General features: G+C 56.0%; 17 protein-coding genes. 9 read left to right on the forward strand and 8 right to left on the reverse strand.

Annotation, left to right across the window (positions count from 1 at the left end):
* Positions 1-76: 76 nt before the first annotated feature.
* The 4 genes from WC859_05055 (at position 77) to WC859_05070 (ending at position 4,184) form a co-directional block, all read left to right on the forward strand.
* Positions 77-1,084, forward strand: a complete 1,008-nt coding sequence (locus WC859_05055) for a transposase (GenBank protein ID MFA5975518.1) — start codon at positions 77-79, stop codon at positions 1,082-1,084.
* A 156-nt stretch (positions 1,085-1,240) separates the two neighbouring features.
* Positions 1,241-1,645: a hypothetical protein gene (locus WC859_05060; protein ID MFA5975519.1), complete on the forward strand. Its 405-nt coding sequence runs from the start codon at positions 1,241-1,243 to the stop codon at positions 1,643-1,645.
* Between the two features lie 72 nt (positions 1,646-1,717).
* A complete protein-coding gene (locus WC859_05065; GenBank protein ID MFA5975520.1) occupies positions 1,718-2,437 on the forward strand; it encodes an alpha/beta hydrolase in 720 nt (239 codons plus the stop codon).
* A 127-nt stretch (positions 2,438-2,564) separates the two neighbouring features.
* Positions 2,565-4,184, forward strand: a complete 1,620-nt coding sequence (locus WC859_05070; GenBank protein ID MFA5975521.1) for an MFS transporter — start codon at positions 2,565-2,567, stop codon at positions 4,182-4,184.
* A gap of 118 nt (positions 4,185-4,302) precedes the next feature.
* Here WC859_05070 and WC859_05075 read toward each other — a convergent pair whose 3' ends face one another.
* Positions 4,303-4,512 carry a cold-shock protein gene (locus WC859_05075; protein MFA5975522.1) on the reverse strand — a complete coding sequence of 70 codons (210 nt, stop codon included), beginning with the start codon at positions 4,510-4,512 and terminating at the stop codon, positions 4,303-4,305.
* A 191-nt stretch (positions 4,513-4,703) separates the two neighbouring features.
* Between WC859_05075 and WC859_05080 the strand changes: the two genes are divergently transcribed.
* The gene (locus tag WC859_05080; GenBank protein ID MFA5975523.1) at positions 4,704-8,144 is read left to right on the forward strand and encodes a response regulator; all 3,441 of its coding nucleotides are present in this window, start codon (positions 4,704-4,706) and stop codon (positions 8,142-8,144) included.
* A 94-nt stretch (positions 8,145-8,238) separates the two neighbouring features.
* Here the strand turns inward: WC859_05080 and WC859_05085 are convergent, their stop codons facing one another.
* Positions 8,239-9,390 carry an AAA family ATPase gene (locus WC859_05085; GenBank protein MFA5975524.1) on the reverse strand — a complete coding sequence of 384 codons (1,152 nt, stop codon included), beginning with the start codon at positions 9,388-9,390 and terminating at the stop codon, positions 8,239-8,241.
* A gap of 89 nt (positions 9,391-9,479) precedes the next feature.
* Between WC859_05085 and WC859_05090 the strand changes: the two genes are divergently transcribed.
* From WC859_05090 to WC859_05105, 4 genes are all read left to right on the forward strand, one after another.
* The gene (locus WC859_05090) at positions 9,480-11,540 is read left to right on the forward strand and encodes an AAA domain-containing protein (protein MFA5975525.1); all 2,061 of its coding nucleotides are present in this window, start codon (positions 9,480-9,482) and stop codon (positions 11,538-11,540) included.
* A 113-nt stretch (positions 11,541-11,653) separates the two neighbouring features.
* Positions 11,654-12,994 (forward strand): PhoH family protein, encoded by a 1,341-nt coding sequence (locus WC859_05095; GenBank protein MFA5975526.1) that lies wholly within the window; start codon positions 11,654-11,656, stop codon positions 12,992-12,994.
* A 64-nt stretch (positions 12,995-13,058) separates the two neighbouring features.
* The gene (locus WC859_05100) at positions 13,059-14,558 is read left to right on the forward strand and encodes a glycosyltransferase family 39 protein (protein MFA5975527.1); all 1,500 of its coding nucleotides are present in this window, start codon (positions 13,059-13,061) and stop codon (positions 14,556-14,558) included.
* 150 nt (positions 14,559-14,708) lie between these two features.
* On the forward strand, positions 14,709-15,824 hold the full coding sequence (locus WC859_05105; protein ID MFA5975528.1) for a GNAT family N-acetyltransferase: 1,116 nt from the start codon (positions 14,709-14,711) through the stop codon (positions 15,822-15,824).
* Here the strand turns inward: WC859_05105 and WC859_05110 are convergent.
* From WC859_05110 to WC859_05135, 6 genes are all read right to left on the reverse strand, one after another.
* Positions 15,795-16,898, reverse strand: coding sequence for a GNAT family N-acetyltransferase (locus tag WC859_05110; protein ID MFA5975529.1), 1,104 nt, complete (start codon positions 16,896-16,898; stop codon positions 15,795-15,797). The two genes, WC859_05105 and WC859_05110, sit on opposite strands and share 30 nt — an antisense overlap.
* Positions 16,895-17,569, reverse strand: a complete 675-nt coding sequence (locus tag WC859_05115) for a hypothetical protein (protein ID MFA5975530.1) — start codon at positions 17,567-17,569, stop codon at positions 16,895-16,897. The genes WC859_05110 and WC859_05115 overlap by 4 nt, the downstream gene beginning before the upstream one ends.
* Before the next feature lie 36 nt (positions 17,570-17,605).
* Complete coding sequence (locus WC859_05120) at positions 17,606-17,959, reverse strand: glycosyltransferase family 2 protein (protein ID MFA5975531.1); 354 nt, start codon at positions 17,957-17,959, stop codon at positions 17,606-17,608.
* Positions 17,960-17,980: 21 nt separating this feature from the next.
* Entirely contained in the window at positions 17,981-18,976 is a 996-nt protein-coding gene (locus WC859_05125) for a polysaccharide deacetylase family protein (GenBank protein ID MFA5975532.1), read from the reverse strand.
* Positions 18,973-20,181 carry a glycosyltransferase gene (locus WC859_05130; GenBank protein MFA5975533.1) on the reverse strand — a complete coding sequence of 403 codons (1,209 nt, stop codon included), beginning with the start codon at positions 20,179-20,181 and terminating at the stop codon, positions 18,973-18,975. The genes WC859_05125 and WC859_05130 overlap by 4 nt, the downstream gene beginning before the upstream one ends.
* 65 nt (positions 20,182-20,246) lie before the next feature.
* Positions 20,247-20,652: T9SS type A sorting domain-containing protein (locus WC859_05135; protein MFA5975534.1), on the reverse strand; the 406-nt coding region annotated here is incomplete at its 5' end.

The raw sequence follows: 20,652 nt of genomic DNA on the forward strand, positions 1-20,652 counted from the left end.
CGCTAGGGGCTAGGGGACGTAGTTGCCTTGTTGCTTTCCCAGCGAATAAATCCACCCTAAAGCTATCTAAGAAGTGATGCCTCGCCAGCCCCGAATCGAATCCCCTGGCCTTCTCTGCCACGTCATCGTTCGCGGCATTGAACGCCGCTGCATATTTCCTGCGGCTAACGATTATGGTGATTTCGTTGCGCGTATGGCTCGTCTCTTTGGTCAAACCCGGACACCTTGCTTCGCCTGGGCACTCATGCCTAACCATATACATTTGCTTCTCATGATGGGGCTAACCAAGATCTCCAAGGTCATGCAACGCCTTCTGACCGGGTATGCGGTCAATTTCAATATTCGCTATCAGCGCACCGGGCATCTCTTCCAAAACCGCTATAAATCCATTCTCTGCAAGGAGGAAACATATTTCTTGAGACTTGTCCGCTACATTCATTTGAACCCCGTTCGGGCCGGACTTGTTAGGACTCCTCAAGACTTAGCTTCTTACCCTTGGACCGGACACGCCGCTGTTCTGGAAACCCAAAGGAATTCTTGGCAGGATGTGAATGGGGTTTTGGGGCGATTTGGTTCAAACAGAGCCACTGCCATAGCTGGCTATGAACGGTTCGTCTTGGAAGGGTGGGAGGAACCTCACCGGGATGAACTGGAAGGCGGTGGACTCCTTCGGAGCCTGGGTGGTGTGGGGGGTGCCTTAGCAGCGGCTCGGGATAACAACCGACAGATGTCAGACGTTCGCGTTTTAGGTGACGGTGACTTTGTCGAAGAAGTACTTCGGCAAGCCGATATCAGGGATCAAGCGAATAACGGATTCAAGGCCGTTTCGTTGGAGATGCTAATGCAAAAGATCGCAAAAGAGTTCAAAATCGATGCGCGGACGATTCAACTAAAGCGTCGGGAACGGAAAATTTCCAAGGCAAAGTCCATACTTATATTTGCAGCCGTGGAATGGCTTGGAAAACCATTGAAAGAAATAGCTGCTTTGACAAAAATGTCAGCAGGTTGTGCCAGCCGGGCCATGCGCCGCGGTCAGGTGCTGGCGGAACAACTCAGCTTGGCAGCTGGATTCAAAAGGCAATAAGGCAACTACGTCCCCTACGCCCTTCGTTCAAGTTGAGCCCTTCTCCCCAGAAGAAACGCATCTTAAATTCAGCACGATTCAATCATTTTTGTTCAAAATGGCGCCGAGGCGGTTTTTCCTTGAAAACTTCTCTTTGCGGGGGTAAGGGAGAACACAATGGGGCAAAAGCTGACCATCCTGCTTTTCCTGGCCGTTGTCCTGGGCGCTTTCAGCGCCCCTTCCTTTTCCGCCTCCTCCTGCGGCGATCAGGGTTTGGGCTGCAGCCAGGAAGAGAAGTGTTGCGAGCATACCGTGGCCAGCTTCACTAATGACGGCGCCAGCATGCCTCCCTACATGGACGGGAAATGCGTCCCCAAAGGGCAAAGCTGCAGCGAGTTCTGGTGCGGCAACCAGCACTGCGAAAGCGGGTTTTTCGGTGTCCCAACCGTTTGCTGCGTCAATAACACCCCTGGTCTCGTGGTCGCCTATCAATGTGCCCACTCGGAACTGAGCTGCCCAGGCAACACCCAGCAACTGACCATCCGCCCTCCCACCATCACCTCCGGTCTTCGTAACAACTAATAAGGATCACCCCCATCTGCCTTTTGTATTCTTTGAGTCCAGGAAACTGTATGGGCTCCGAAAAGACTGAACATGATTAAAATATTGATCTTGTGCGTGTTGGTGGGAGTACTGGGGTGGGGGCTTCTGTCGATGGAACGCCGGAGCCTGTATTTTCCGGATCGCCGGCTCGTCGCCACGCCGGCCGTCTATCGGCTGGCCTACGAAGATCTTCATCTGACGGCCTCTGACGGCGTCAGAATACACGGTTGGTTCATCCCGGCATCCAAGGCGCCATCCTCCCGAATCAACGCTCCTCTGGCCATCCTGCTTTGTCACGGTAATGCCGGTAATGTCAGCCATCGACTGGATAAACTTTCGAGACTTCACCTCCTTGGTGTCAATGTCCTTCTCTTTGATTATCGGGGGTATGGACTGAGCGAAGGAAAACCTTCGGAAAAGGGAACCTACCTGGATGCCGAGGCGGCTTACCGTTATTTGACGGATGTCCGGAAGATACCGCCGGATCAAATCGTGCTTTATGGGGAGTCTTTGGGTTGTGCGGTAGCCACGGAAATGGCGATGCGGCATCCTTCAGCGAGTGGGCTCATTCTGGAGAGTCCTTTTACATCAACCGTGGCCATGGCCAACATCGTCCTGCCCTGGTTCCCGGCCAGCTGGATCATCCGCAACCGGTATGACAGTCTTTCTAAAATCCCACGTCTGAACATGCCTCTGCTCATCCTGCACAGTCCTCACGATGAGATCGTCCCCTTCCATATGGGCCAGGCGCTTTATGCCGCGGCCCCCTAACCCAAAACATTCGTCGAATTGACCGGCGGCCACAACGAAGGCTACCTGGAAGCCGGCGAAAAATATCCCGAAGCCATATATAATTTCTGCCGTGACAGGCGGAATAGAGTACAGTGATAGGACGCTGATGAAAAAACGCGAGAAAAAATCCTTCTGGGCCCTGCTAGTGGTGCAGTTCTTCGGGGCGTTTAACGACAACCTGCTGAAGGTGCTGGTCCAGTTGTCGATCGTGGCCTGGGTGTTTGACGCCGGCATGCGGGAGCAGCTGGTGATCCTTGTGACCGTGGTTTTTGTGGCGCCCTTTCTTATTTTTTCCATGCTGGCAGGGCGCGTTTCCGACCGCTATGGGAAGCCCGCGGTGATCCGGGGGGTTCAGGTCTGGCAATTGGTTGTTGTTTTTGTGGCGGTCGCGAGCGTGCTGGCCAAAAGCATTCCTATCATGATGGCGTCCATTTTTCTTCTTTCCATGCAGGCCACCTTCTTCAGCCCGGCCAAGTACGGGGTGATGCCTGAGCTGATGGGCGAGGGGGAACTCTCGGATGGAAACGGCCTCCTGAACTCCGGCACTTTTCTGGCCATTCTGATCGGCACGGTGGCGGGTACCTTCCTGGTCGGATACCGGTTTGTGGCCTGCGGGTTTTTAATTCTGGGGGCTCTGGGAGGCCTGATTGGAAGCTTCTTTATGGAAAAGCTTCCGGCGGCCAAGCCGGACGAATCCTGGGCGTGGAACCCTCTCGCCGATCTGATCGCCAATTGGAAAATCATCCGTCAGGACCGGACACTGGCGCGCAGCATTATGGCCATCAATTACTTCTGGTTTATGGGATCCATCCTGGTCACCATCTATGCTCTCTATGCCAAGGACATGATGCGTGCCAATGAGGAAGTGGCGGGTTTCCTGCTGATCTCGGTGACCATCGGGATCGCGCTGGGCAGCTTCCTGGCGGGGCGGTGGTCTCGCGGGAAAGTGGAACTGGGTCTTGTTCCTCTTGGGGCGCTGGGGATGAGCTTTTTTGGATTGGATCTGTACCGGGCCTGGCATTCGCTGCCGCATGCGCTGGTCGATTTCTTCATGCTCGGGTTCTGCGGCGGCCTCTACGAAATCCCTTTGAACGCGCTGATCCAGTGGAGGAGTCCGGCGGGCGAGCGCGGGCGGGTGTTGGCTACGCAAAACTTCCTTTCCTTCGTGGCGATCCTGATCGGGGCGATCTTTCTCTGGGTCCTTGGCACGCCGCTGGGCTTAAATCCGGCGCAAATCTTCCTCGCGTTGGGCATTACTTCGCTTATGGGGACCGCGATTGTTTATAGCGTCCAGCCGGCGGCCGGGGTACGGTTTTTGCTCTACGTTTTAACGAGTTATTTTTACCGGATGGATATCGTCAATGGGGATCGTGTTCCGGCCCGGGGGCCGGCGCTTCTGGTCGCCAAACACCACCCGCCGGATGATTGTTTTTTGATCGGCATTTCCGTCCCCCGCCTGGTGCGTTTTCTCGCCAGCGATTCCGATTACCAGGCACATCCTTGGCGCTGCCTGTTGCGGGCGATGAAAGCGGTTCCTTCTCAAGCGGAGGCGAGGAAAGCGCTTCAGGAGGGAGAAGTCGTTTGTGTCTTTGTTGAAAATGGGGATTGTTCTGGCCAGTGGAAAGGGATTATTTCAGGTTTAGATGTGCCCGTGATTCCCGTGATGTTGAATGAGAAAAGCAGCTCCAAACACGTTGCCGTTGTATTTGGCGACCCGCCGAAGTAATTTTGGGCGTCAAAAAACCCCGAAATCTCTTTCGGGGTTCTCCACCACAAACCGCTGGTAGACCCGCCTTCGCTAAAAGCTATGGCGAGAATGATGCGTTTAGAATGTCAATGGAAGGTTAGGAAACCTTCTTAACGTTGGCGGCTTTCGGACCCTTTTCGGAGGGTACGATGTCGAATTCGACCGCGTCATTCTCCGCTAGGCTTTTAAAGCCCTCGGCTGCAATTGCGGAGAAATGCACGAACACATCCGCAGTTCCATCTTCCGGAGTGATAAAGCCGAATCCCTTAGCGTCATTGAACCACTTCACTTTGCCTCTTGTACTCACGTTAGTTAATACCTCAACTGTTTCAAATTCCCCGATACATTGGGGGGCCATCTCGTGAACATCTTGAGACGGACCGTCATAAAGCATACTACATTCCATTTGAAATACAAGCCCTTTTTTAGGCTTTTTCGTGATAGGGAAGGCAAAAATATACCTTGCAGAAAATTTCCCGCCTTTTACAATTAAGGGCAATGAGTATTTTTGATCCGGCAAACTATACCTTTTCTTGGTACACCATCCCCCACCTGATCAGTGGAGCGTTGTTCATCGTTCTCGGGATCATCACACTCGTCAGGGAACGCTTTTCTCTGGTGGCCCTTTCTTTCTTTATCTTAACCTTTGGCGTTGGCACTTGGCAGTTGGGGGATGCCGTGCTTTATTCAGTCAACAATCCCCATACAGCGCTTCTCGTGTGCCGCGTGGCGCTTTCCGGGACAGTCTTCACCCCCATTGGCGTGTATTTCACAGCGCTGACGATCGCTCAACAACAACACCGTTACCGGCTGTCGATCTGGATCCACAGCCTTCTGTGTCCCGTCTGGGTATGGCTCTTCACCAATACGGATTTCCTGATAAACAACACCTACCATTACTCCTGGGGATACTATTCAAAGTTCTCTAAGTTCATCGTGGTTTTTATCATCTATATGGCGGTCCTGTTCTTCAGGATGTTCCGCATGCTCTGGGAAGGCCGCCAGCAGGCCGTTCAAGAAAAACAAAAGAAACGCCTGACCGCACTCTTCGTCGCTTTTAGTATCGGTTACATCGGCGTTCTCGACTTTATTGCGGGCTTCGGCATCCCGCTTTACACCTTTGGCTGGTTCCCCACCCTGTTGCTCGTCATCCTTTGCACACGGACCATCCGTCTCTACCGGTTGGTCGATATCACACCGTCCTTTGCTGTTCACCAGATTATTCGCACCATGGCGGAGTCTCTTCTGATTGTGGACCGTGAAGGGATTATCCGTGTGGCCAACCCCTCTGCCAGTGCCCTTTTTGGACTGCCGCAGGAACCGCTTGTCGGGGCTCCCTTTCAAAAGATCAGTCAGCAACTGTTATCTTTTCAGGAATTGGAGTCTCTGATTCACCGGGGACCGTTACGAGACCGCGAAATTGTGATTCCTTCACCGGATGGCCAGAAGCGCTATCTGAGCGTCTCGGTTTCCATCGTTCAGGATGAGGCCCACCAGCCCGCGGCTTTCGTCATTCTGGCGAAGGATATCACGGAGCTTGAACGGGCAAAAAAATCCGCCGAAGAAGCCAACCGCGCCAAAAGCACCTTCCTGGCCACCATGAGCCATGAGATCCGCACGCCCATGAACGCCATTATCGGCATGGCCGGGCTGTTGCTGGACGCTCCGCTGCGTCCGGAGGAGCATGAATATGCCTCGATCGTGCGCAACTCCAGCCATGCGCTGCTGGACATCATCAATGACATTCTCGATTTCTCCAAGATTGAAGCCGGCAAACTGACTTTTGAAACGCTGGATTTTGATCTGCATCAGCCGGTTGAAAATGTCGGGGAACTGCTGGCGGCCCGAGCCCAGGAAAAAGATGTTGAACTGGCCACCTTTATTCATCCCAATGTGCCGACCGCGCTTCGGGGAGATCCCGGCCGGCTGCGCCAGATTCTGATCAATCTGGTGGGCAATGCCATTAAGTTTACGGAGAAAGGCGAGGTGGTTTTGCGGGTCCGGAAAGAGCAGGAGACCGATCAAGCCGTCACGCTGCGTTTTCTGGTCAGCGACACCGGCATCGGCATCTCGCCGGAAACCCAAAAACGCCTCTTCCAGTCTTTCACGCAGGCGGACGGCTCCACGACCCGCAAATACGGAGGCACCGGCTTAGGCCTGGCCATCAGCAAGCGACTGACCGAGATGATGGGCGGACAGATCGGCGTGAACAGCTTCCCCGGGCAAGGGTCGACGTTCTGGTTTACGGCTGTTTTTCAAAAGCAGGCCCAGCCCGCGGCCTCCCCGGCGTCCTCGCCGGACGTTTTGAAAGATGTCCGGATCCTGCTGGTGGACGATAACTCGACCAACCGCAGGATTTTGCAGGAGCAGTTGGCTCCCTGCGGCGTGAAAACAGGAGAAGCGGTCAACGGAAAAGAAGCCCTGCGGCTCCTGCAGGAGGCGGGGGCCGCCAGGACTCCTTTTGCCATCGCGATCCTGGACATGCATATGCCTGAAATGGACGGCCTGGCCCTGGCCCGGGCGATCAAATCGAACCCCGCGCTGGTAGGTGTTCATTTAGTGATGATGTCATCCGTGGGCCATCGCCTGCCGGAAGCGGCCGGAATCGAGCGCTGGCTGACAAAGCCCGTTAAAAAGGCCGACCTGCTGAACACGCTGGCCGCTGTCTTGACGGGTGAGTCTGGGCCGGAAAAGGCCTCCCTCGCCCCTCGTTCTTTATCGAGTAAGAGCCGGACCCCCAAGCGCGCCCGCATCCTCCTGGTGGAGGACAACACGTCCAACCAGAAGGTCGCCCTTCAACTTCTGGGCAAGCTGGGATACAAAGCCGATACCGTCGCCGATGGGAAGGAGGCTTTGGAAGCCCTCGACCGGATCCGTTATGACCTTGTCCTCATGGACTGCCAGATGCCCGTGATGGACGGGTATCAAGCCACCGCTGAAATTCGCGCCCGCGAAGCCAGCCAGATGCCCGCCAACACTGCCGGCGGGTGGTCGCCGGAAGTCTGGAGACTGTCTGGCGGGAAACATATCCCCGTAATCGCTTTGACCGCGAACGTTCTGACGGGGGACCGGGAAAAGTGTCTGCATGCGGGGATGGATGATTACCTGCCCAAGCCCATTGATTTCACTCAGCTGGAGGAGGCATTGGAACGCTGGATTCCTGTCAAGATTTTGCTGGCCGAAGACAACCTGGCGAATCAGAAGATCACCCTGCACCTGTTGGAAAAAATTGGTTTTCAAGCGGAAACGGTGGCCAATGGGCACGAAGCACTCTCGGCCCTGGCCCGCACGTCATATGACCTGGTGCTGATGGACTGTCAGATGCCGGAGATGGACGGCTTCGAAACCACCCGGCAGATCCGGCAAAAAGAAGACACCGCGGATCACCTCCCGATCATCGCCCTGACCGCCAGCGATCTGGAAAGCGACAAACAAGCCTGCCTGGCCGCGGGGATGGATGACGGCCTGTCTAAACCCATCAATGAAGCCGACCTCCGGCGAGCGTTTGCGCGATGGCTGCCGATGAAGCACCTGGCCGCCGAAACACCTGTGTCTTCGTCTTCTCCTTCGACCCGCAACGATCCGCTGGATCTCAAGCGCCTCTACAACTTTACCCGAGGCGACACCGAGATCGTCAAGAAGGTGTTAGGACTTTATCTTCAGGAAACCACCAAACGATTGGGACGGCTGGAGACAGCCATTCGTGAGGGGGATGCAAAGCAAGTGAGGATGGAAGCCCATGGTTGTTTGGGATCGAGCCTGAACTATGGCGCCACCGGTTTGACCAGTCCTTTCCGGGAGCTGGAACAAATGGGGGAAAAGGGCCAGTTGGATCGAGCCGCCGAAGTATATGCCGACATTCAAAATGAATTTGAAAAGGTCAAAGTATTCCTGAAAAGTTATTTCGAGTCCAACGCCTCCGGCCCGCAAAAAGCATAGGGGACGTAGAAAGCATAGGGGACGTAGTTGCCTTATTGCCTTTTGTCGCCAATAAGGTAAATAAGGCAATAAGGCAACTACGTCCCCTATGACCTTAATTCAGAAGCTTGTTACTCCAGAGCTGTTCCATGAACACCTGCCAGGGCAGGACCTCCACGGAACCGATGCGGCGAGGGGCGGGATCCCTGGAAACGACAATCTGGCGCTGAACAGAGTATTCTTCGGCGAAAGCTTTCAAGCCTCGCCAGTGACGCTCATCCGCCAATTCCGTTGATTTAACTTCTACGGCGATTTGGGCGTCTCCAAGAATAAAATCGACTTCATACCCGGACGTGGTCCGCCAATACGACAGCGGATAACGCAAACCGGAATAGTGCGCATGCGCCCGGAGTTCCATCGCCATCCAATGTTCAAAAGCTTTGCCGAAGGCTTCGCTCCTTGGCTCGATGGTCCCACGACGCAACAGCGTATTGGCCAGTCCGACGTCGAAAAAGTAGAACTTGGAAGCCTGAACGGTACGGCGTTTGGGTCGTTTGAGATAGGCGGGTAATTCCCAGCCGATCAGCGTGTCGTTCAAAATGTCGAAGTAGCTTCTGACCGTCGGAGCTGACACGCCGCAGTCGCGCGCCACATTGCTGTACTGGAGCGCCTCTCCACAGCTGAAGGCCGCGGCGTCCAGAAATCGCGAGAAGGCCGGCAGATTGCGCGTCAACGCCTCGGCCATGACTTCTTCTTTTAGATAGTCGCCGACATAAGCGTGCCAGCGCAAGCCCGCATCGTCCGCCAGATAATGCCGCGGCAGGAGCCCCTGATTCAGGGCCCGTTCAAGATTAAAATCAGGGATCTCCGGATAAACCAGCGGGAACAGTTCGTAGCGGATCGCTCGCCCGCCCAACAGATTGGCGGCGCCGTGTTTCAGCTTTCGTGCGCTTGAACCGCAGAGGATGAACCGGATCCGCTCGTTGACAATAAGCCATTGCACTTCATCGAGAAGAGTTGGGAGCTTCTGTACTTCATCAATGATAACGATCCGCTCCCGACGCCGTGGATCAGCGAGTATATTCTCGCGAAGACTGGCGGGACGTCGGCTGAAATGCTCGAATTGATCAGACAATAGGAGGTCAACATAATTGGCATCCGGCAGAAGTCCGCGCAACAGAGTGCTTTTTCCTGTTTGGCGAGGGCCCCACAAGAAGCACGAATCGTTCGATATTTCAGGCAGATTTTGTATTCTTTTAAAATTCATGAATATGCAATATTCTGCTTTCGATATTCATGAATGTCAATAGCAAAATTTTAATTCGAATGCCGATGGAAAACGTACAATAATTATCTATGCCGCGGGAGCCGATGTTTGATGCCCATTTTGAGAAGTTCCTTGACTTAATTGATCAGGAACGGAAAGCCGAACAGGCTGAAAACGAGCGCAAGCTGGATTTGCTGCCGGTTCAGGCGCGTGAGGCGCTGGGCAAGGCCATCACCCGCCTGGTGGTGGTCCGCGAAGACTTCGGCGTCGGAGGGCATCCCTTATGGGTCCTCTCCCGCCCTTCCGCCGGAGAAGAATACTCCCCGTTCCAGGCGCTGAACCAAGGCGACCTGGTCAATCTCACCTTTGCAGAGAATCCCGAAAACCGGATCAAAGGCACGCTCTACGATGTGGATCAATTCGAAGTCACCGTGGCGCTGAACGGCCCGATGCTGGATGAAGCGCCCAAGGGAAAATGTCAGCTCGATATCCTGGGAAGTGAAGCGACGTACAAGCGGATGAAGAAGGCGCTGAACACGGTGATGAGCGCCGACAAACCGTCTGTGGAACATCTCCGTGATGTTTTAATGGGAAAAGAGAAACCTTCCTATCAGGGATACGAAAGTATTTTCCCGTCATCCCCGAGTGTCTCTGTCGGGGATCCATCATGCCGTCTGACAGCCTGTCTGGATTCCCCGCCAGTGACCGCGGGGAATGACGCAAGAGAAACGACCACAAGAGACGATGGAGGTGCTCCTCGCAATGACATCTCTTTCTTTAACCTCCGCCTGAATCCTTACCAGCGGGAAGCCGTTGAAAAAGCGCTGGCCGCGCAGGATGTCGCGGTGGTGCATGGCCCCCCCGGCACGGGAAAGACGACCGTCCTCGTGGAGATCGTCCAGCAGGCGGTGGCCCGCGGCGCGCGTGTGCTGGCTTCGGCCCCGAGCAATATCGCGGTGGATAACCTGCTGGAGAAGCTGCTGGACACCGGCTTACGGGTGGTCCGGATGGGACATCCGGCGCGCATTCTGGATTCTCTGCGGCATGCCACGCTCTCGGCTCTGGTGACCGAACATGATGATCAGCGCCACATTCAGGAATTGGACCAGCAGCGCGAGCGCCTGATCCGCCAGCTCCACCGCGGCCGCGGCATGGAATGGGCGGAGCGAAAGCAGATCCAGCGCGAGATCCAGGCGCTCTGGCAGGAGGCGCGAGACATCGAGTTCGGCATCGGCAAACAGATCCTGGCGCAGGCGGATGTCGTCCTGGCCACGCACGGCGGCATCGCCAAGCCGATCCTCAAAAAACCGTTCGATCTCCTGATCATGGATGAAGCGTCCCAGGCCACCGAACCCCTCTCGTGGATTCCCATTCTCCAGGCGAAGAAAGTCATCATCGCCGGCGATCCGCTGCAGCTGCCTCCGACGATCTATTCCGAAGAGACCAAAAAACAGGGCCTGGGCGTGACCCTTATGGAGCGCCTCCAGAAAATCCTTCCGCCGGAGGGGCAGACGCTCTTGCGCATCCAGTACCGGATGCATGAAACCATCATGGGTTTTTCCTCCCGGCAGTTCTATGACGGGAAGCTGGAGGCCGACGACTCGGTGCGGCGGCACACCGCCTCCGAGATGCCGGATGTGACGACCAACGCGCTGACGCAGAACCCCCTGATGTTCGTGGACACCGCGGGCGCCGGCTACGAAGAGTCCTGGAATGAACTGCTCGAGAGCCGTGAAAACGAGGGCGAAGCGAAACTCGCGCTCTATTTGTATCAGCAGCTGCGCGAAAGCGGGATCGTAGCCCGGGCCATGGCGCTGCTCACGCCGTATGTGGCGCAGGCGCGTTTGTTGCGGAACCTCGTCGGCCCTGACCGTTCGATCGAGATCGGCAGCATCGACGGCTTCCAGGGGCGCGAAAAGGAAGTAGTGATCCTGTCGCTGGTCCGGAGCAACCACCGCGGGGAAGTCGGTTTTCTCGGCGACACGCGGCGCATGAACGTGGGCATGACGCGCGCCCGGCGCCTGCTGATCGTCCTAGGGGACTCCACGACCCTGGCCCGGCACCCGTTTTATAACCAGTTCATCGAATACGCCGATGCCCACGAGGCCCATCATTCCGCCTGGGAATGGATAAACGAAGCGCGGTTTTGATAGGATAGCAACGCTCAAATGCCCTTCGACTTCGCTCAGGGCTATGGTGAGTGGAGCCCTTCGACAGGCTCAGGGTGCTGAGCGAAAGTCGAAGCACAAAGCGGAATCGAACCATGCCGAAAACATTCATCCTCGACACGAACGTCCTCATCCACGATCCGGAAGCTCTATTTACATTTGAAGGCAGTACCGTTGTTATCCCGCTCACGGTTGTTGAAGAGCTGGACGGTTTAAAGCGGGGACACGATACCCGCAGCCGGAACGCCCGCTCAGTGTCCCGTTACTTGAACGATCTCCGCCAGCACGGCAAGCTGTCCGAAGGAGTTCCGCTCGAACATGGAGGGCGTCTGCGGGTCGAAGTGGCCGCGCACGCCGCTCTTCCTCCGCTTTTTGCTGATCACTCAAAGGACAACTCCATTTTGGGAACCGCGCTGGCCCTGTCGCAAAAGGGCGAAAGCGTTGTTTTCATCACCAAGGACATCAACCTGCGCATCAAGGCCGAAGCCATCGGCCTGACCGCCGAAGATTACGAAAAAGAAAAAGTCTCTCCGGACCAGCTCTACTCCGGGTGGCGGGACCTGCTGGTCCCCTCGTCTCAGATCGATCAATTTTTCAAAACCAAACGCCTGGACCCGCCTCCCTTGAAGCCGGTGCCGGGATCACCGGACGGCACCGTGGTGAAGTGGATGCCCAATGAAATGGCGATTTTGCACAGCCAGGAGGGGGATTCGCAAAGCGCTTTGGTCCGATACGACGCCAAGACCCAGAAAATGCTTCCACTGCTTCATGCCAATGCCAAGCCGTGGGGGCTCAAGCCCCAGAACACCGAGCAGAAGTTCGCGCTGGAGCTTCTCCTGGATCCCAAGGTGGAGCTGGTATCCCTCGTGGGGGTCCCCGGAGCCGGCAAAACGCTTCTAGCCCTGGCCGCGGCTCTGGAGCAGATCCTGACGGAAAAAACCTACCGCCGGCTGCTCGTGGCGCGGCCGGTGATCGCGGTCGGGCAGGATATCGGTTTTCTCCCCGGCACGAAAGAAGATAAGCTGGAAAGCTGGATGGGGGCCATCTACGACAACCTGAATTTCCTCATGGACAATCCCGACAACCCGGGGACGGCTGACGAGGAAGAAGGATCGTTGTTTGAATCCGGCAAGATTGTGGTGGAAGCGGTAACGTTTATGCGGGGCCGCAGCCTGCCGAACCAGTTCATCATCATCGACGATGCCCAGAACCTGACGCCCCACGAAATGAAGACGGTCATCTCCCGCGTCGGCCAGGGATCCAAGATCGTGGTGACCGGAGATCCCTATCAGATCGACAATCCCTACCTGGATTCGGCGTCCACGGGGCTGGCGAACCTGGTTGAAAAATTCAAAGGCCAGCTCGTTTACGGCCACATGACCTTCTCGAAGATTGAGCGCAGCACGCTGGCGGCGCTGGCCTCCGATTTGTTGTAGGGGCGCACCGCTGTGCGCCCGCCCATCCAATTCAGTGTGAATACCCTAACATCATTCTGCTCCGATGTTTTCATCTAACGTCTTGATCGGGCGCACAGCGGTGCGCCCCTACATTCTCACGTTGATCGTCCTGGGAATCGGCACCTTCCTCCGCTTCCATGCCCTGGACCGTCAAAGCCTCTGGGACGATGAGATGTCCACGCTCCAGACGATCTCAACCCCTCGGAGTGAGTTGATTCATCGTTTCCAGACCTACGAAATCCACCCGCCGCTGTATTTCTTTCAGATGAAGCTCTGGCAAAAAGCCGGGGCACGCTCGCTGGTCAATTTCCGCGCCAACTCGGCTTGCTGGGGCACGCTGTCCCTGCTTTTGATCTTCCTTCTGGGGCGCCGTTACGGCGGGCCCTGGGCCGGTTTGTGGGCGAGCGCCTATGCGGCTTTTTCACCCTATCACTTGTCCTACAGCCAGGAAATCCGTCCGTATGCGTTGGCCATCGTGATCGCGTTGGCTGCGCTGTTAGTCTTGGAACAAGTGGTTATAGGGGACGTAGTTGCCTTTTTGCCTTATTGGCGAAAAAAAACAATAAGGCAAAAAGGCAACTACGTCCCCTATGTTCCCTATGTTTCTTTATGGGTGATCCTTACGATCCTCTGGACCGCCCAGTTTTTCACGCATTACTGGGGCGCCTTTGTAGTATCCGCGCAAGCCCTCTATGCCTGGACGCGGCTGCTGGAGCGCCCGGCACGGATGCGGCTCCTCCGATCCGTGCTGATCGCGGGGGGATTGTTCTGCCTCTGGCTACCGATTCTGTTGGCCCAGATGGAGGTTGTTCCAGCGCTGTCTTTCTGGGTGCCTCGCTTTTCATTCGCCAGTCTTTTGCAAACGTTCGGGGCGTTCAGCGGAATCTACTTTAATATGGCCTCCAGCACGTTTTACCTGCCCACGGTTACCGGCATTTTTGCTCTGCTGGCGCTGGCGCACGGCTTGGCGCTCGTGCACGGGCTTCGCCGCGGTCCCTCCGCGTTACGGTACTGGCTGTGTGTCGGACTGGCGATTCCCTGCCTGATCAGTCTCTGGAAACCAGCCATTTTTCTCTGGTACCGCTACACGTTCCATCTGTACCCGGCTTTTTGCCTCCTGTTGGTTCTGGGGGCCTTGCGATGGCGGCCGCGCGCTCTGGGGATTCTGCTGCTCGCCACCTGCCTGGGGACGCAACTCTGGGGAAGCGCGATCTATTTTACCCGGTGGCAGAAGGCCAACCCGAAAGCGGTTGTTTCCTATATCCACTGGCTCCGGCAGCCGGAATCGATCGTGGTCCGGCCTTTTTACTTTGCCAGGCTTTTTCAGTTTTATGACCAGGGGACCCTTCCGGTCATCGACCAGCACCTGCTGGACAGCGTGGAGAAGCGCGCGGCGCTGAAGGGGAAGAAGATCATCCTGGTCGCTTTTAATGTCCCGTATGACCCGGTGACGGACGCCCTGCTCAGTGAATTTAAGGTGGTCTCCGCGCAAAATTTCCCGGGCCTGGCGCGTCTGGGGATCACCGTCTATCAGCTGGAATAGCGGGCCTGATCGACGCCGGAAGCGGGTATAATTAGTTTACAGCCCGTCATCCCCGGTCGTCACCCCCGAATGTCTCTGTCGGGGGTCTAAGCAGCCGTTACGTCAGGAGTAGATTCCCCGCCAACGACCGCGGGGAATGACAGAGGAAAAATGGATATTAAACGCATCGATGAGGTGGAGTTCCTTCAGCTGAAAGAGGAGTGGAACACCCTCTTAGGCCGGAGTTCTGCCGATAATGTATTTCTCCGCTGGGAGTGGATGTACACCTGGTGGGAGATTTTCAAAAAACAGCGGACGCTGTTTATCCTGACGGTCCGGCACGAAGGCCGTCTCGTTGGGGTTGCCCCTTTTTATATAGAACCCGCGATTTTCCCGATGCCCCGTCGTCTCCGCTTCTGCTCAGAGGAACTGTCTCCCGATTACATGGACATTATCGCGGAGAGGGGGCAGGAAGCGGGAGTCCTGTCAGGGATCGTAAAATTCATCCGGCAGTGCGGCCGCGAGTGGGATGTCATCGCGTTGGACAATCTGCTCGAGGGGTCTCTTCTCCTGAGCGATCTTTCTCTCTTCAGCGATTATGCGGTCGTCAAAGAGGCCACCCATGTCTGCCCCTATGTGAAAATCACCGGTTCTTTCGATGAATATTATAAGGCCCGGCCGGAACTCGTCAGCTTCAAGCTTGTCAAGAAACTGAATAAACTGCGCGATCAAATGAATGTCGTTCACCGCATTATCCGCGACGAAGACGTTCTTTCCAAAGGAATTGACGATTTATTTGATCTGCATGAAAAAAGGGCCGGAGACAAGCACATGCATTCCAGTTTTCTCTCGGCCGACATCAAACGGTTCCACCAGGACGTCAGCCGTCTCTTTCTGAAAGAGGGACTGCTGAATTTCCATTTTCTCTACAGCGGAGACACCCCCGTCACCGCCCGCTATGGGTTCATTTACAAGAACAAAGCCTATTGCTATCAGAACGGTTTTGATCCAGAGTGGAAAAAGTGGAGCGTTGGCGCTGTCCTGACACTCCTCGTCATTGAACAGGCTTTTAAAGACAGGCTGGATGAATTCGATTTTTTAAAAGGGGCCGAAAGCTACAAGAGTCTCTGGTCCAACGGAGTACGCGAGGAAATGCTGCTGATTATTTTTAACGGGAGCCTGCGCGGTTCTTTATGCCGGAAGATGGCTGATCTGAAATCCGCTTTAAGAAGCGCGAAACACGTCGTACTGCATCCCTCAATGCGGGGACCCCACCCTCCGGCGTAACGCTTTCCGGCAGATCGCTGAGGTTTGGTTCATGAGCTTGTGCCAGGTAAATTCCGCAACGTCCGTGGCCAGCCGGATCCCGCCTCGAAATCCCAGCGGATACCCTCGAAGGACGACGCAACGATTCTGCTCCTGTGTCCATTGCTCTTTCCAGGGCTCCATCTCTCCCAGGAAGGCGATGGAGGAGAGACCGCGCGTGGCGGCGTGGCGGATGGTTTCCTGCATGAGCAGGTTGCCGGGCGAGCAAGCTGAAAATTTATCGTTATAGCCGATCTTCATAAGCCACAACCGGTGGCCGGTTTCAATCGCAATCTGCATCGCCGCGGCCCGGCCGTTGATGTGCAGGAAGCACAGGCGCAAGGTCCCTGCCTCGCAGGCGGCCGCGGTATACCGGCGGTAAAACGTTCCTCTCAAAGGGTCCAGCGCGAGTGCCGTTCCCGCCTTCCCTTTCCAGCCCGCTGCTTCGACGGCGAAGGCTTTCTCCAGAAGCGGTTGGAGAGTGGCGGGAGTTGGCGTCACGACTTCCGAAGTCACCGTTCCCAGTTCTTCCGCAATGCGCCGCGCTCGATGCAGGTACGCGCGGCGCTTTGAATTGAATTTGCTCTCCGGTTCCGCCCAACTGGGATCGAGGGTGATCCAGGGCCAGGGGTTCCCGGGACGGGCAATCAGCATCCCCCGCCGGCGATACGCTTTCGCCAGCGCATTTGGCAGAAGAGAATCCGCCGGGACGCGTCTCAGGGAGAGGGGAATTCTCAAACCAACGATAGCCTCAGCCAAGACAGGTAGAACGTCCTCGTTTGCGTAGAGCACATCTGTCGGTTCGGAGAATTGGGACGCCCCGAGCATCTCTGCGCCGGCTTTTCCAGCGGGCTGGACCAGAGGCGCGATCGCCACGACATCATTCCCCTCTTCGACTACGACGATCCGAAGTTCCCCGTTTTGCGTGAAGGCTGAAGCACAGGCCTGCCACCAGATAAACTGCTGCATCGGCAAATGGGGGGGGCGCTCCAGCTGAACCCAGGCCGGGCGCAATTTGTTGAGATCTTCCTGATTTTGAATAATACGAATCGTCATCGCTTAAGCAGTCGTTTGAGCAGGTGCAGCCTATTCCTGAGGCGGATCTGGAATTGATTGGGGAGGAAAGAAAGGATCAGAATTCCCCATGGACGCAGTCTGTAAGGTTCGCGCAGAAGGCCCTTGAGCAGGAATGGCCGGGCCTTTTGAAATTCTCCCAGGTCCACGTAGGCCTGGCCAATCCAGAAATAAGAGAAGGTAAGCCTGGCATTGATCATTCGCCCGGGAAGTCGTATGCGGTCCCGGTCCTGCTTCAAAACGGGGAGAATGGTGTTCAGATTGTTCAACGCGATGTGAATCATGTATCCCGGGTGGGACAGCGCGTCGTTCATCCCGACCTGATACCGGATGCTTGAGACGTCGAGAAAAGCCACTGGTCCTTCTCGGCACGTTCTTAAGTGGAAATCGTAGTCTTCCCCGGAGACTTTCAAATTCACGTTAAAACCCTTCACGCGCTGTAGCCGCTCCCGTGTCAAGAGCGCTGTCGATGTATGGACGAGATTCCCTAGAATCATTTCCGAAAAAATATCACCGGCAAATAAGCGGGTTCCTTGAACCTCGGCTGGAGCTTCGGGCATGACCTTGCGGATATCCCAGGAACGGTCGAAAAGCTTTCTCTGTCCCAGTACTTCATAAGCGCCATACATGGTCTTCAAGTATTTCGGCTTCACGATCGTTCCGTCCGGGCCCACCGCGTCCATGTCGGTCTAGATCATCCCGACGCCAGGAAGGAAGTTCAGGCAGGCCAGTTGGACCGAGAGTTTCCAGGGATACCATTCATCATCAGAATCAAGAAGCGATATGAATTCGCCCCGGGCGAGCGAAAGCCCATGGTTGCGGGCGGCCGATACGCCGGCATTCTCCTGATAAACATACCGGACCCGTGGTTCCTGCGCGTAAGCGGACCGCATCAGTTCCCGGGTTTCGTCCGTCGATCCATCGTCCACGACGATGACTTCGACGTTCCGGTGGGTCTGATTCAAGATACTGTCGATCGCGCGCCGGAGGCAGTAAGCGCGATTGAACGTAGGAATAATAACGCTGACCAGCTGGGTTGACATAAATTCTAGCGTCCTTTGTCTTTACGTAACATGCAGGCCGGCTAAGAGCTCCTTAAAATAATGCTCGGGCATGGTCGGGTCAACCGATAGTCGTCTCAGGGTAAACGGATCCGCGCCGGGAACGTTCAGCCCGGCTTCCGCCGTCACAGCCGTCTGGTATCCGCACCGGGCGATGTTTTTGATAACCGCGTCGTTCAGATCGCTCCAACGGCCGTAGGGATAACAGAAATGCTGAATCGGGTGCCCCAATTCTTCTTCGATCCGGCGCTTGCTCTCCTCAATTTCCCAGAGGAGTTTCTGTGCATCCCCAATCCGCGACAAAACCGGATGGGTGACGGTATGCCCCCCGAAATCAACCCCGTTTTTCGCCAGATGCCGCATGTCCGGCCATTCCAAAGGCAGCATCTCCGGCGGCGGTTCGCCGGGAGACTCGACATCCAGCCGTTTCAGTAAGTCTTGGATCACCGGTTCACGGTCCTGGTCGCTCAGATTCTTCAGAACCGCCCCGATCTGTGTAATGGCGCGGTCGCGTTCTTCCCCGGTTCCAAGCGGCCACTCCTCGGGCGGTTGACCCGGCAGAAGAGAAAGCTGGAGCACCTGTTGTTGAGTCCGTCCAACCGCATATACAATCCGGTCCCACCAGAAGAGAAACTGCCGGTCGAGAAACCCGCTCACGAGAAAAACAGTAACAGGGATCTGATGCGCATAAAAGACAGGGTAGCCGTTCAGAAAATCGCGGTTGCCGTCGTCGACCGTGACCGCCAGGGCGTTCGGCGGGAGCAGCGTCCCCTTGTACAGAAATTTGGCGATGTCTGTTAAGGTTACGGCATGATAATAGCGACGGATATGGGCGCACTGCTTATCCAGCGCTTCGGACATCCCGGCCTTGCCGGCCGGAAAATCGTGGTACATCAGTATCCGGAAGGATTGCCGCTTCCAGTAACGAACCCCCGTCAGCCCGCCGGCGTTGTGGAGCAGCGCGCGGACGGCGGTTTTCGCGAAAGACGGTAGCTTCATGACGGGATCGAGGCCGTCAGCGCGGCGGATTCGAGGCTGACGTTGAGTTCAGAATAAATTTCTTCGAGACGCCGCATCCACTTTGTCTGGGTAAACTCCTGCGTGACGCGTTCTTGGAAACGCGCCGCCTGAGCGCTGAGCTTCGCCGAACCTTTTTCGGACAATAACCCCTGCATTTGCAGAGTCGCCGTTGCTGTTGGTTCGTCGAGCGGGACCCGGATGCCGTAGCTCTCGTCCGGCAACAGGTCCGAGACGCCTCCAACCAGCGTGGCCATCACCGGTGTTCCTGCCCAGCCGGCTTCCACCAGATTGATGGGCAGGCCCTCGGCCTTGGAAAAGGAAAGCAGAAGATCCAGCCCGGACAACTCATCCGCCAGGGTATTCCGGTACCCCATCCAGACAACCCGTTTTTCCAGACCCAGCTCGCGGGCCATGTCGCGGAGGCGGCTTTCCAGCGCGCCTGATCCAAAAATCAGGCATCGCCACTCCCGGGCGGCAGGTAAACGATTAAGACCGGACAACGTCTGCAGAATCCGGGCATGGTCTTTCTCCGCAGAAAGGCGTCCAACGACGCCAAAGAGGAACAGGCGATCCCGCTCCGCCTCGGACGGGAGCCAGAGGGCGCGGCTTCTCCGGGATTCTTTCGGACGTTCTTCTCCGGCGATTCGCCGGCCGTCGATGCCGTTCAAGTGAAGACGGGCTTTCGCCAGATCAATTCCTGAGCGCAAAAGACATTCATAATCCGCGCTGGAAACCGAACAAATACGATCAAATGTTTTGAGCCAATAGCGGCGATAAATCCATTCATAAACGCGTGTTTTCAAATCCGGCAGCCCGCGAACACCGTGATGCGTTGAGACGATGGGGAACCGGCGCCGGGCTCCATGACGAAAGGCTTGAAGGAGATACAGGGAAGCCTTTGGGCCGTGCGTATGGAAGAGAGCGGGATCTCGTTCTTGAATGAGAAGACTCAATTCTTTGGCCGCCCGGCGGTCCCACCGGCCGCGTACGGCCACGGTGTGATAGGGCAGATTCAAGGAACGGCAGAATTCTCCGAGCGGATCTGACTTCCGTAAGTGAGCGATCCGTTCTTCGAGCAGGTTGACGATAAGAAATGGGGTGGAAAAGCGGGCCAGTGCCGGCAAAACAAGCCGTTCAGGGCCGCTCACCACACTCGTATTGAACAAATGAATAATGGGTCTCATTTAATATCGCTTTTCGGGTTTGGTTTGACGGGGTGCGAGACGTCTGGTTCAAGGTTGAAATCGATCTATTTAATGATAGCTAATTTCCCTCGGAAATTTTGGCTGTTTGGGGCCTTAACGAGATAAATATAAAGCCCGGAAGCAACGTCGTCACCGGAATCATTGGTCAAGTCCCATGTGGCGATGGTCCCGGAGACCGGAGGATTTTTGACCCAATGGCCGGAAACCGTGAAGATTTTGACGGTGGCGCCGGCGGGAAGGTTGTCAAACACGATCTGTTTTGGATAACCGCGATCGGGGCGCCAGGGATTTGGGTAAGCCCGAACAGCGGCTGACGGAGCGGTCGGGCCGGCGGCCGGCACACTTCCGAGCATGTTGGCGAGCTGCAGCCGCGCCGCTTCCCAGGCATCGGGATTGGTGGACCAGCTGATGTCGGTGAGAACGTAGGTCGGATCGCTCGGATTGTCTACG

Source organism: Elusimicrobiota bacterium (assembly GCA_041660185.1).
Lineage (GTDB): Bacteria > Elusimicrobiota > Elusimicrobia > 2-01-FULL-59-12 > 2-01-FULL-59-12 > JBAZWU01.

Bases quoted from the DNA above. Each gene is read 5' to 3' on its own strand.
- WC859_05055 (MFA5975518.1), top strand. From the start codon at position 77: ATGCCTCGCCAGCCCCGAATCGAATCCCCTGGCCTTCTCTGCCACGTC.
- WC859_05060 (MFA5975519.1), top strand. From the start codon at position 1,241: ATGGGGCAAAAGCTGACCATCCTGCTTTTCCTGGCCGTTGTCCTGGGC.
- WC859_05065 (MFA5975520.1), top strand. From the start codon at position 1,718: ATGATTAAAATATTGATCTTGTGCGTGTTGGTGGGAGTACTGGGGTGG.
- WC859_05070 (MFA5975521.1), top strand. From the start codon at position 2,565: ATGAAAAAACGCGAGAAAAAATCCTTCTGGGCCCTGCTAGTGGTGCAG.
- WC859_05080 (MFA5975523.1), top strand. From the start codon at position 4,704: ATGAGTATTTTTGATCCGGCAAACTATACCTTTTCTTGGTACACCATC.
- WC859_05085 (MFA5975524.1), bottom strand. From the start codon at position 9,390: ATGAATTTTAAAAGAATACAAAATCTGCCTGAAATATCGAACGATTCG.
- WC859_05090 (MFA5975525.1), top strand. From the start codon at position 9,480: ATGCCGCGGGAGCCGATGTTTGATGCCCATTTTGAGAAGTTCCTTGAC.
- WC859_05095 (MFA5975526.1), top strand. From the start codon at position 11,654: ATGCCGAAAACATTCATCCTCGACACGAACGTCCTCATCCACGATCCG.
- WC859_05100 (MFA5975527.1), top strand. From the start codon at position 13,059: ATGTTTTCATCTAACGTCTTGATCGGGCGCACAGCGGTGCGCCCCTAC.
- WC859_05105 (MFA5975528.1), top strand. From the start codon at position 14,709: ATGGATATTAAACGCATCGATGAGGTGGAGTTCCTTCAGCTGAAAGAG.
- WC859_05110 (MFA5975529.1), bottom strand. From the start codon at position 16,898: ATGACGATTCGTATTATTCAAAATCAGGAAGATCTCAACAAATTGCGC.
- WC859_05120 (MFA5975531.1), bottom strand. From the start codon at position 17,959: ATGTCAACCCAGCTGGTCAGCGTTATTATTCCTACGTTCAATCGCGCT.
- WC859_05125 (MFA5975532.1), bottom strand. From the start codon at position 18,976: ATGAAGCTACCGTCTTTCGCGAAAACCGCCGTCCGCGCGCTGCTCCAC.
- WC859_05130 (MFA5975533.1), bottom strand. From the start codon at position 20,181: ATGAGACCCATTATTCATTTGTTCAATACGAGTGTGGTGAGCGGCCCT.